Below are 12,833 nucleotides of genomic sequence, written 5' to 3'. Positions count from 1 at the left end.
CTTTGCTATATCCAAACACCGCCACTTTTTAAACGTTTAGGACGCAAGTGAATTCAATACAAATAATAAAGGCGTCAATTTATTTATCTCTTTTTCAATGTAATAAATTTTCTAGTAATACAATATAAATAAGAATAAGAGGGTTAAGAGCTATGAAAATCCTATAATAGATCTCTAGAAAAGCGACTCCCATTTTGTTCATTCTGAAACAAAAAAGACCGTCCTAGAATCTAGGACGGTCTTCTTAAGATATGTTCTTCAGATTAGTTGAAAATATAACGAATTCCCACTTGTGCTGACCACCTTGAATAGATGTCTTGCACATAATAAGGTACATTGTTATTTATATTTGATAATCTGTAAGTAGGTTTTTTAGTTGTTCCCTCATAACCAGCAAATGTCACAGGTATAAAACTATTATCCCAGAAACTACCTGCTCCAGTATATTGTTTACCCCAATCTCCATTCAGCAAGTTACCAACGTTCATGATATCAACTGAAAGTTGAAGTTTATTTTTGGTATTTCCAATATTCGTGAATAAATCTTGAACAATTTTCAAATCAAACTTATGAGAGAATGGCGACCTAGCTCCATTTCTTTCCGCATATTGTCCTCTTCTCGATTTCAAATAATCATTTGATTCAATAAATCCATTCAAAGCTTCCCATTGTTGTTGAGGTGTCTGATCGCCATTTTGTACAAAAGTAATTTCGGACTGATCCCTAGGGATATACATTAAGTTAAACTGATTACTAGATGAAGTTGCATAGCCGGTTAGGTTACCTCCAGCTAAATAGGAGAATCTAGCTCCAGATTGTCCAGTGTATACAAGAGAAACAGAAGTCCCTAAATGTTTTAAATATTCTTTCGAGAATGATAAAAATCCGATTACACGACTTCCAGTACTAAATGGATTGTGAGCAAGGGTTACATTGTTAGAACCATTTACAGAAGCAACTCTATACCAATTGGATTGGTTCTGAGACGATGTACCAGAAATTAAATCTTTAGCTGCGGTATAAGTATACGCAACAGATGCATCTAGGCCAAACAAGAAGCTTTTTGATAGTGATGCGGTAGTTGACCAAGAGTAACCTTTGTTAACATTATTAACGTAAATAACCTCTGTATAATTATCGAGAACTCGGCGGTTATTGTTATTTGCATCATAAACTAATCGATTATCTGCCCCCTCTAACGTACCAATTGGCCTCTCGAGATTTAAATCTCTAAAATTAAATGCACTTAAGTTTTTAGAATAAATAAATTCTAAAGTTCCTTTAACTCCATATGGTAGTACTTGATCCACTCCACCAGAGAAACGTGCAATTTGAGGCAATTTCAGATTCTTATCAAGTACTGTAATGTTTCCAGATGGTGTAACTGTGCCCGAATACTTTGGCAAATTGTTAACATCACTTATAAACGGCACATTTGCATCAGTACCATTACCAAGACTATTACCGCCAAGTAATGCCCCACTTTGGGTAAATGCACCCGCTGCCCAAACAAATGGAACTCTAGATGTAAATATTCCCATTCCTCCCCTTACGACAGTCGAACGATCTCTATTTACATCCCAGTTGAACCCAATACGAGGTGAGAACATTAAAGGCGCACTAGGCATACGATTGGTTTGGACGTTATACTGTTTTGCTAATATTGAATTATTAAAATCAGTATTTTCCATCGGTTTATCCAAATAAATTGGAATATCCACTCGAACGCCAGCAGTTATTTTTAAATTATCCTGCATTTGAAACTCATCTTGAGCATAAAAACCTAACTGAACAGCATCAAATTTGGCTCCTTGGCGAGGATCATCTGTATTGCTATAGCTATAGTTCATGCTATTTGCCAAACCTCTCTCAAAGTTCTCAATTGCTGTATAGGCTTTTCCTGTAGCAGGGTTAATATCTCCAGCTTTAGAATCACTAAAAACAAAGGCACCATTTGAATTTTGTGTATATGCATTATACATTTTATAAAATTCATTATGCGTACCGAAAGTTAATGTATGCAGTCCTTTATACCAAGTCAAGTTATTCGATAAAGTATAAACATCCTGGTCCAATTGATTGATATTACTATAAGGATCTACACCTAAATAGTATGTACCTGTCACGGTTGTTAATTTTCCATTAACCTCCATTTGTCTTGGTACATTTATTCTAACATTTGGAAACAACTGGCCTTTATAGCTCCTAGCGTCCCTCACTCTCGAATAACCAGCAATAAAGCTATTTGCCAATGAATTGTTAATACGGCTACTTAACTCCAACGTCAAAGTATTTGACTTAAAATCTTTTAAGATAGCACCATTACCAAAAGTTAATGAAGATTGTGTACGCGTATTACCCATATCGACACCATCTACATAATTGTATCTCAACGAAAGTTTGTTCTTTTCATTAATATTCCAGTCCAAGCGTGTCATCACTTTATTGGATGTATTTTCATCTGCAAGATCAGTGTAAGAACCTGCATCATATTTATATTTATTTAATGCGATGTCATAAATACGTTGAGCATCAGCTTCTAATAAATTTGAGCTTGATGATCCTACAGGATAATTTTCTGGTGTATTATTTTTCGTATGTTCGTAATTTACAAAGAAAAACAACTTATCCTTAACAATAGGTCCTCCTAAGCGTACGCCGTATGTTTTTTCTGAAAAGTTTGCCAATTTAGTTCTTTCCTCACCATCTTTGACCAAAGATTTTGGGGTTTTACCAGTAAAATCCTGATTTCTAAAATAATGATAAACTGATCCCTGAAATTGATTTGTACCTGATTTAGTTACTGCTGAAATACCGCCTCCAGCAAAGCCACTGGAGCGCACATCAAACGGTGCCACTTGAACAGACATCTGCTCGATCGCATCCAAAGATATCGGATTCGTACCACTACCACCACCGTTTAAACCATTTGCATTAAGACCAAATACATCATTGGTAACAGCTCCGTCGATAGTAAATTGATTGAATCTATTGTTCATACCGCCAATGGAGACAGACTGCCCTTTCACATCGGCTTGTGGCGTCAAACGAGTAAAATCTTCAATCGAACGAGAAACAGTAGGTAAATTTTCCATCTGCTTTCTCGAAATCGAAGTTTCAGCACCAGTCTTTAAATTTTTAGACCCACCTGTTCTAGTTACAGTGACCTCATCCAATACGGTCTCACTACTGCCAAAAGTACTATTCAGAACATAGGGCTGACCTAATTGTATATAAACATCATTATAAACAATCGGATTTTGTCCAACATAAGTTACCTCTATTCTGTAAGGTCCGCCAACACGCATCGCTGGTAGGTTAAAACGACCTGCTGAATTTGAAGAACCAGAGTAAACTGTTCCCGATGGAACGTGTGTAGCTTTGATTGTTGCTCCCGAAGTTACACTGCCGTTTGCTTCTTTTACAATACCTGTAACGCTACTTGTCGTAACCTGAGCTTGTACAGCACCATAGCTGGCCATAACAAGAGCGAAAAAGAGTAAAGATCTTTTCATATAATGTGATTTGTTAAAAAATGTTAAGCAAAATTACTAAGAGATTTTAAATTACAAAGGACTTAATATAAACTTAACACACTAAACCACACATACTTCATGAAATACAGTCCTAAATTACTATATTAACATACAATTTATTAGCGAAAAAAACGTTATAACATGTTTTAAACCAGCATATCCCCTCATACGGACCTACTTAAAATAGTTTTCCACATCAAATCGCTAAAATTCTTTTGTAACAACATTCTTCCAATTGAGATTTAAGTTTTAAAAAAAAATTAGCTAATTTCCAGTCAATCGAGAATTTTATTAAATAACTCAGTTCCTTGTCAAATTTGAGCCACTGTAACCTATTCTGACCAAAAATCTAAACGATTCTATAGGCCTGATGGTTTCTATAAAAAATGTTTCAAAAACCGAGAACTTTTCAGAAATTCGCACACCTATTAATTTATGCTTCATGGAAGACGGTATTCAAAATTCTTCTTTTCAAGAACCTGCAGACATTAAACTGTCTCCAGCAGGACTCTCCTTCTTGGCTTCAGCGGCCAAATGGGCCAACTTTCTGGCCATTGTCTGTTTTATTTTCATCGGCATTTCTGCCATAACCATGGTCAGCCTGATCTTCGGTGCCAGTGCATTATCACTCGGTGCCGACGAATATGTAACAGCAGGAGCTTTATCCACCTTTGGTGTACTTTATCTTTTATTTCTTGCTTTCTTCTGCCTTCCCATCTATTTCCTGTATAATTTTGGATCCAAAGCAAAAAAAGCAATAGCAAACCGTGACAGCATCCAATTGGAATTATGCTTAGATGCGCTCAAAAAACACTATAAATTTATTGGAATCATGGTCATTATTACCATTGCGTTCAATTTTATGGGATTGGTCGTTGGAGTCGTACTCGGAATCAGTGACGCTTTTGCTGGGGTATAATACAGCCATAAATAAAGTAAAAAAAAAGCGGAGTATCTCATTCATTTGGATACTCCGCTTTTTTTATCGTATTGACTCCTTATTTTTTATAATATTTCATTGCGTTTGGAATCAATTTCTGAATATCCGCAATCCGTCGCTCATCACTCGGGTGGGTACTCAAAAACTCTGGCTGCCCTTTTTGACTACCCGATGCCATACGCTTCCAGAAATCTACAGCTTCATTGGGATTGTAACCCGCCAAAGCCATAATGATCAAACCTGCTGCATCCGCATCAGATTCGTCGCTTCGCGAAAATTTCAGTTGCGCCAAGTTGCCTCCTAATCCATAAAGATTGTTAAAAACACCAAGCGTACTGTTTCCAGATACGCCTGCAGCTGAACCTAAAATCTGTCCACCCAATTGCAGCGCTATCTGATTCGAAGCCTGAGCCACAGAATGTTCTTCAATAGCATGTGCGATCTCGTGTCCCATCACGGTTGCCAAACCTGCTTCCGTACGTGTTACTGGTAATATTCCAGTATATACCGCAACTTTACCCCCAGGCATACACCAGGCATTCACGTCATCACTCTTCACCAAATTAAATTCCCAATTGAAGTTAAATTGATTTGCGCGACCTGTACTCTGCAAATACTGATTAACCGCTGTTGCCAACTTGTTACCAACACGTTTTACCATCGCCGCATCCGCAGTTCCAGTGACCACTTTAGCACCATTCTTCGATAAAAAATCTTTATAAGCCAATGCTGCTTGCTGGTTAACCTGATCAGCACTCACTAATTTCAAATATTTTTTCCCGGTAACAGCTGAAGTTGCACAACCTGACAACCCCGATGCCAGTGTTACACACGCTAATACCATAGCTGAATACTTAAACATTCCGTTCATAGTTTATATTTTATTTCAAGGGCCATATGGAGTTTCAAAGCGAAAGATAATCGCGTTTCCGCTCTTCCCACATGGATATTTCACAATAATTATTAAATCGTACTTAGCAAATACAATTATTGTGCCTATTCTTTTTCCTTAGCCTTTTTCTTGAAGAGATAAATCTTGGATTCGTGCCCCTTTAACAGGCGCTCAATATTCTTTTGGTGGGTAATTAACAACAGAATACAGATGGCTATGCCGTAAAGCAGCACAGAGGGTATGGTTGTTTTAAAAATAAAGGCCAAACTAAAGGGAAATGCAAATCCCGCTGAAATGGATCCCAATGAAACATAATGTGTGGTCAGCAGGATAATGATAAATACAGAAACACAGACCAATGCAGCCGGTGTATGGATCGCGAGAATCATCCCGCAAAGTGTTGCCACCCCTTTTCCGCCTCTAAATCCGGCGAATACAGGAAATAAATGCCCTAATACCGCAATAACGCCTAAGGCCAACTGAAAGTTGACAAATTGGACATCGCTCGTATTTTGCCCCAATTCGATTAAATAAGCGAGGTTTGTTGCTGTCCAGCCTTTAAATATATCTACAAACATCACGATCGACCCCGCTTTAGGACCCAATACGCGAAAGGTGTTAGTCGCCCCAGCATTACCGCTACCATACTCACGAACATCTACCCCATAAAATGCCTGTCCCAACCATACTGCTGTAGGTATGGACCCAAACAAATAAGCTAGTAATACTGCAGTTACTAAATAAATCGATATCATTAATTAAATCAGTTCTTATATTAATTTGGCTTTCAGACTAAGATCCAAGCTCTTTACACTATGTGTCAAAGCGCCTACTGAAATATAATCTACCCCGGCCTCCGCATACGATCGGATCGTGTCGAAAGTTATTCCCCCAGAGGCCTCTGTCTTGAATCGATGGTCAATTAGCTGAACAGCTTTGGCTACATCTTGCGGTGAAAAATTATCTAACATGATCCGGTCCACTTCGCCAAAGTTAAGAACTTCATCAAGCTCCGCAAAATTTCGGACTTCAATTTCTATTTCTATCGGTTTATTTAGGCTTTTTCTGTAATCATTTGCGCGCTTTAGAGCCGGTACAATACCGCCACTATAGTCCACATGATTGTCCTTAATTAAAATCATATCAAATAGACCAAAACGGTGGTTAGTCCCGCCTCCTATACGAACGGCTTCTTTCTCCAATACACGCAATAAGGGTGTGGTTTTCCGGGTATCCAAAACTTTCGTATCTGTACCTTTGAGAAGGTCTACGTATTTTCGGGTAGTTGTCGCTATGCCACTCATACGCTGCATGACATTCAGCACCAAACGCTCTGCCAGCAAAATACTTTGGATATTTCCCCTCACATAAAAAGCAATATCACCTACTTTAACCTGAATTCCATCGTGGATAAACACCTCGCAGGTCAACGTATCGTCAATATAGGCAATAATCGCCTGCGCCACTTCAACCCCGGCCAAAATACCATTATCCTTAACAATCAATTTGGCTTCCCCTTGTGCCCCAGTTTCAATCGTAGAAAGTGAGGTATGATCTCCATCGCCCAAATCCTCCGCGACAGCCTGTTTTACAAAATGGGCCAAAAAGTCCTTGATTTCCTTCTCCATAATACTATTTATTGGGCTAAGATGTGGAATAATTTTTTAATCGAAAAATAGATTTATAAAAAAAGCATCGCTAGCTTTAATTTTTGTCGATTCTTAGCTCTTCAATCGAATGGTTATTATTTCCTACGCCGATCTTAATAAAGACACGATAGTTTGTTTGTTCTGTAGCTAATGTAAATGTAAAATATTGATAGCCATTGTTCGCATTGTTTGCTTGCGTCAATTTAACAGTCTTGGGTTTATGCTGATTAAAAAATGCCGCCAACATGATTTCTGACTGATACTTTGTGTAGACGCCATTCTCCCCCAAAATAGATAAGGTTAAGTTTGAACCGAAATACTTGGCCATATTTTTTGCATTACCTTCTTTCAAATATGATTTCAGTTCCTCTGAAATACTTCCTAAAGAATCATCATCACCTGGCAAAGCTACATTTACCGCTGTATTCACTTCTCTTAAATAATGCCCGAAGGCCGCAGTGTGTACAAAAAGACTATTAATAAGTATAAATGCGCAATAGCTTAAAAATTTCATATAGCTCAACATATTATAGAACAGCTTCTATCATCCATATCAATCATTAGGTAGCTCCGTTTTTTAACCAAACATAAATTATGCCACAAACCTATAAAATTATTAGGGATTAACAAGGGAACTTTTTAAGATGCGTTGATAGATTCTAAAATTAAGATTATCTTTGTTATACGATGAATAAGAAAAAAGTTGCACTCATGATCCTAGACGGACTAGGATATGGAAAACATGATAAATCAAATGCAGTTGAAGCTGCAAACACCCCATTTTTAGATCATTTATTAGAAGCTTATCCAAACTCGAGCTTAGAGGCTTCGGGTGAAGCTGTAGGCTTACCTGCTGGACAAATGGGTAACTCGGAGGTTGGTCACATGAATCTTGGTGCCGGAAGAATCGTCTACCAAGAATTGGGTCGTATTCACAAAGCTGTCAACGACGGTGTATTCAATTCGGATCCTATTATTCAAGACGCATTTAAATATGCATTAGAAAATAACAAAAAGGTACACTTTATCGGATTACTTTCCGATGGTGGTGTACACGCACATACAAAGCACTTAAAAGGCTTATGTGATGCTGCAAAACAGGCCGGCTTGACAAGCGACCAAGTTTTTATACATGCATTTTTAGATGGCCGTGATACGGATCCAAACTCCGGCATTGGTTATGTTAGAGACTTACAAGACTATTTAAAGACGACAACAGGTACTTTTGCCTCTGCAATAGGCCGATATTATGCAATGGACCGCGACAACAGATGGGAACGTGTAAAATTAGCATACGATCTTTTAGTCAAAGCGGAAGGTGAAAAATCCAATGACCTTGTTGCATCGATCCAAAAATCATACGACGAAGGTGTAACCGATGAATTTGTGAAACCAATTGCATTGGTAGATGCAAACGGCGCGCCAGTGGCAACAATCCAAGAAGGTGATGTTGTATTCTGTTACAACTTCAGAACAGATCGTGGCCGCGAGATTACAATTGCGTTGACACAAAAGGCATTTCCAGAATATGATCTACAACCATTAGATCTATATTATGTGACAATGACATCTTACGATGAAACATTCCAAAATGTCAGAGTCGTTTTCCAAAAAGATAACTTGACCAATACCTTGGGTGAAGTGTTAGAAGCAAACCATAAAACACAAACGCGTATTGCCGAAACAGAGAAATATCCGCACGTGACATTTTTCTTTTCAGGAGGTCGTGAACAACAGTTTGAAGGTGAAAACCGCTTGCTAGTTCCATCACCAAAAGTAGCGACTTACGATCTTCAGCCAGAGATGTCTGCTAAAGGAATTACAGAAGCTATCGTCAACGATATGGAAACACTTCAACCTGATTTTATCTGCCTGAATTTTGCGAATCCAGACATGGTTGGTCACACCGGTGTTTTTGACGCTGTCATAAAAGCGGTAGAAACTGTTGATCAATGTACAAAAACGGTTGTTGAAACAGGCCTTAAAAATGGTTACTCCTTTATTATTTTGGCCGATCATGGTAACTCCGAGTTTATGGTCAATGAAGATGGATCGCCAAATACGGCACATACAACCAATTTGGTTCCGTGTATCTTAATTGACGATCAGTATAAGAAAATAGCAGATGGTAAATTAGGTGATATTGCCCCAACCGTCTTACAACTTTTAGGCGTCAATATCCCCGTTGAAATGACAGGAAATGTATTGGTATCAGAATAATAATTTACTTATAAATAGTGGCAGAGCACTTTCCCTTTTTCTGGGCAGTGCACTGCTTTTTTGGAGCTGTGAATCTCCCTCCTCTTCAAAAGGTCCTCAAAAATCTTCAGACATATTTTCTGTTGATTCATTCTTTACTGCCGAGGTTAATCGTCTGCAGCAGCTCAATCCCGCAGTTCTGAAATCTGTCAGCAAAGACGGGGAAAAAGAACAAAAGGAACTGAAAATTGGCAACTGGAAAAATGAACTCTCCGCTTTTCAGTCTGCCGATATCAGCAAAAACTTCGACCCATCACTGTATGAAGTCAAAGCTGTAGACTGTGTGACAGAATTTACAGCTAAAAAGAAAGAACTGCAGATACAGAAACTGCGTATCGAGTTTGACAAAAACGAAAAGGTAAAACACATCCATATCGATAAAAAGATAACAAATACCTTATACGATAGTCAAGAAAAATTAGACTATTACAGCGACTCGCTGTATCGAATTGTCAAACTGCAGGATGTCCAAGGTTTGGATGCCAATCAATACGAAATTGAAGGCAAGTTTATTCCTTCCAAAAAATAGACAGCCTGATCAGCACCATACACAGCCCTCAAGAATAGCATCCATTTTTGATGGCTTTTCTGTAAATTCAGCTTATCTTTTAAGCGGACATTTATACAATGTCACAACAATAATAAATGCAACACAATTGCTTTATATTTTATTTTCCTTATCTTTGACCAGATTAACAAAATAACTCAACGGATAAATGGGTTTAAACGTAGTGATTTCAGCGTGAAAGATATCTCATTGAACAAATTTGCAGCATTCATGCTCTTAATGACCTTCTTAATTGGTCAGTTCATTGTGTATACCCATGCGCATCCGCAAACTGCACTCAGTATCGTAGACAGTCCTGCAAAAAAACACCATGCAGACCATCCGAAGTGTTCCATCTGTGACCAAAATTCACATCCACAAATTGTTTTTCATTTTACGCTACGCGAATTAATACTCCCGACGCAGCAAGTTGAATTTGGCCTGTTTATCACGGGAGATCAAATTATTCGATCACTGCTTTCTGGCAACCGTGGTCCCCCCATCGCTTAGTTTTTACATAAGTCCAATAATGTCACTCCTATATTCTTCTCATTATTGCGACAAACAACTTCATAAAAGTTTTTAGAACTAGACAATCTCAAGAATTCATACGATGAGTTATTGGGTTGCTATTATCCTTGATGTTATATATACGTAAAAATTATTCGTACAGATGAAACTTAAAATTATAGGCTGCATTTTTATGCTTGTCTCCTATTTCTCCATATTTCCGGCCCTTGCCGCAACAATCAGCGGTAAAGTAACGGATGCAAAAACGAATCTACCCATTGCCGGTGCAACAATATCACTGCAACAGCTTCGTTCGAGCACCGCATCAGACCAGCAAGGTCATTATAGCTTTAAATCACTTCCTTCAAGTGGACGCTATCTGGTTGAAGTCCGTTTCTTGGGCTATCAGTCCGTTGTCAAGACCGTCGATTTAACTTCAGAAAATCTTTCCCTTGATTTCGCCCTAACCGAAAGTATTATTGAAACCAATGAAGTCGTCGTTACAGGTACATTGGTCACTTCACAGAGCCGGCGCAACAGTACCTCGGTTGCTGTAATCTCCAAAGATGAATTACAGGGAAATGCGACGAATTTTATTGATGCGCTTGCCCGACAAGTTCCCGGACTAAGCCAGATCACAACGGGACAAGGCATTTCAAAACCTGTTATACGGGGTCTTGGCTATAATCGTGTCGTCACGGTAAGTGATGGTGTCAAACAGATGGGACAGCAATGGGGAGACGAACATGGTATTGAAATCGACCAAAATCAACCGGATCGTGTGGAGGTCCTACGTGGTGCAGCCTCTTTGATGTACGGATCTGATGCTATTGGCGGTGTAATCAATGTGCTTGAACCAAATGTTCCTACAGCTGGGCAAATTAAAGGTGAAGTATTGAGCAGCTACTCCACCAACAACGGACTAACCAATAGTTCGGTTATGCTTACCGGTAATGAAAATGGCTTCGTATGGCGTGGGCGTGGTTCTTATCAAAATGCATATTCTTATAATACACCCGCAGGCCGATATGGCAATAGTGGTTTTAATACCAGTAATTTCAGCGGTATGCTCGGGCTAAACAAACAATGGGGCTACTCTCATCTGAATTTTTCATACCTGAAAAATAATATCGGCTTTTACGACGCCGAACCTGGTGACCCGCTTTACATAAACTCAAAAAGCCGTACTTTGGATTTCCCCAAGCAGGACATCCGCCATTACAAACTGGCCCTTAACAATAACTTTATCATCGGTTCTGGTAGTTTAAAACTTGATTTGGGCTATCAAAAAAATCAACGTCGGGAGCTTGAAGAAGCAACACCTTCCTTATTCTTTGACCTGAATACGTATTCACTTGACGCAAAATATTCTTTAAGTGAAAAAAATGGCTGGCAACATGTATTTGGCATTAGTGCTAGCCAGGAACACAGTTTAAATAAAGGCGTTGAATTCTTAATTCCGGCCTATGATCAGTTGGAATTGGGCGCTTTTGGCTATGCAAAGAAAACCTGGGGCGAAAATACCTTTAACGTTGGATTACGCTATGACTACGTCAATAACAAAGGCAAGCAACTCTTTATTGAAAACGAAGAGCAGTTCGCTGGTTTTAAAAATAGTTTCAGCAATGTTAGTGGAGCACTTGGATATACCCATATTTTCAGCGAAGACCTCAATTTTAAAGCAAATGCCGGTTCGGCTTTTAGAGCTCCTAATCCGGCAGAATTAGGTTCCAACGGTGTACACGAAGGAACGTACCGCTATGAAGTTGGTAATGAAAACCTGCAACCTGAACGAAGTTACCAAGCGGATGCAACCCTCGAGTTTGGACATAGCATCGTTACCGGAAGTATCGGAATCTATGAAAACTATATCCACAATTTTATCTATGCCTCAACAACAAAAGGCGACACGAAAACCGTTGTGGGTGAAGATGGCGATTCTCATACCTACGACGTATATCGCTATGGCCAGGTAAACGCCAATCTTTACGGTGTCGAAGGAAGCCTGAATTTTCATTTGTTAAACTGGATACACCTGGATAATACATTTAGCTATACCCATGCACAGAACAATACCTTTAACAGACCCTTGGCATTGATTCCAGCTGGTGTTGTACACAATACATTGCGTCTTGAGCCCAAGATTAGCGGTTTGAATGCTTTCTACGTTTCTGTGGGGCTAGACAATTATTCCAAACAGAGCCGCATTGATGAAACCTTCGAAACGCCAGCAAACTCGTATACTTTATTGAACGCAGGAATCGGTACGACATTACATCTCGGATCGCAGCAACTGAAAGTATTTGCAGCAGCTTCAAACTTGACCAACAAACGTTATTACGATGCGTTGAGCCGATTGCGCCCAGGACGTCTTTCACAGGAAGACACGAGCTTTGGTGTCTACAATATGGGTAGAAACATCACCTTCGGTGTGTATCTGCCATTGAGCATAAAGTAAATTAAGCCTGATAATAAATGATCGTGAGATCGATTAAGATTA

Annotated in this window: 10 protein-coding genes; 5 read left to right on the top strand and 5 right to left on the bottom strand. The window is 39.0% G+C overall.

Translation table 11 applies throughout. The features are described 5' to 3' along the window. Positions 1-263: 263 nt before the first annotated feature. Entirely contained in the window at positions 264-3,515 is a 3,252-nt protein-coding gene (locus AACH28_RS21930) for a carboxypeptidase regulatory-like domain-containing protein (RefSeq protein WP_341831492.1), read from the bottom strand. 463 nt (positions 3,516-3,978) lie between these two features. Here AACH28_RS21930 and AACH28_RS21925 point away from each other — a divergent pair, with 463 nt between their 5' ends. Continuing rightward, the gene (locus AACH28_RS21925) at positions 3,979-4,455 is read left to right on the top strand and encodes a hypothetical protein (protein ID WP_046675000.1); all 477 of its coding nucleotides are present in this window, start codon (positions 3,979-3,981) and stop codon (positions 4,453-4,455) included. 79 nt (positions 4,456-4,534) lie between these two features. Here the strand turns inward: AACH28_RS21925 and AACH28_RS21920 are convergent, their stop codons facing one another. The 4 genes from AACH28_RS21920 to AACH28_RS21905 all read right to left on the bottom strand — a co-directional run bounded on the left by AACH28_RS21920 (position 4,535) and on the right by AACH28_RS21905 (position 7,531). Further along, positions 4,535-5,347 (bottom strand): M48 family metallopeptidase, encoded by an 813-nt coding sequence (locus tag AACH28_RS21920; protein WP_088162617.1) that lies wholly within the window; start codon positions 5,345-5,347, stop codon positions 4,535-4,537. Positions 5,348-5,472: 125 nt separating this feature from the next. Next, a complete protein-coding gene (gene plsY / locus AACH28_RS21915) occupies positions 5,473-6,123 on the bottom strand; it encodes a glycerol-3-phosphate 1-O-acyltransferase PlsY (RefSeq protein ID WP_046674998.1) in 651 nt (216 codons plus the stop codon). A 15-nt stretch (positions 6,124-6,138) separates the two neighbouring features. Further along, positions 6,139-6,996 (bottom strand): carboxylating nicotinate-nucleotide diphosphorylase, encoded by an 858-nt coding sequence (gene nadC, locus AACH28_RS21910; RefSeq protein WP_313262712.1) that lies wholly within the window; start codon positions 6,994-6,996, stop codon positions 6,139-6,141. Positions 6,997-7,072: 76 nt separating this feature from the next. Further along, positions 7,073-7,531, bottom strand: a complete 459-nt coding sequence (locus tag AACH28_RS21905) for a DUF4783 domain-containing protein (RefSeq protein WP_312905355.1) — start codon at positions 7,529-7,531, stop codon at positions 7,073-7,075. A 173-nt stretch (positions 7,532-7,704) separates the two neighbouring features. On the opposite strand from AACH28_RS21905, the gene gpmI reads away from it, so the two are divergent. The 4 genes from gpmI (at position 7,705) to AACH28_RS21885 (ending at position 12,791) form a co-directional block, all read left to right on the top strand. Beyond that, complete coding sequence (gene gpmI / locus AACH28_RS21900; RefSeq protein ID WP_286775111.1) at positions 7,705-9,237, top strand: 2,3-bisphosphoglycerate-independent phosphoglycerate mutase; 1,533 nt, start codon at positions 7,705-7,707, stop codon at positions 9,235-9,237. After that, positions 9,218-9,805, top strand: coding sequence for a hypothetical protein (locus AACH28_RS21895; RefSeq protein ID WP_286775110.1), 588 nt, complete (start codon positions 9,218-9,220; stop codon positions 9,803-9,805). Before gpmI ends, AACH28_RS21895 begins: the two co-directional genes overlap by 20 nt. A gap of 213 nt (positions 9,806-10,018) precedes the next feature. After that, positions 10,019-10,333, top strand: a complete 315-nt coding sequence (locus AACH28_RS21890; RefSeq protein WP_157626199.1) for a hypothetical protein — start codon at positions 10,019-10,021, stop codon at positions 10,331-10,333. A gap of 163 nt (positions 10,334-10,496) precedes the next feature. After that, positions 10,497-12,791 carry a TonB-dependent receptor gene (locus tag AACH28_RS21885; protein WP_341831491.1) on the top strand — a complete coding sequence of 765 codons (2,295 nt, stop codon included), beginning with the start codon at positions 10,497-10,499 and terminating at the stop codon, positions 12,789-12,791. Positions 12,792-12,833: the final 42 nt, after the last annotated feature.

It is taken from the genome of Sphingobacterium thalpophilum, assembly GCF_038396785.1.
Lineage (GTDB): Bacteria > Bacteroidota > Bacteroidia > Sphingobacteriales > Sphingobacteriaceae > Sphingobacterium > Sphingobacterium thalpophilum_A.
Note: the sequence above shows the minus strand (reverse complement) of the source record. Positions and strands in the feature narration are given on the sequence as shown.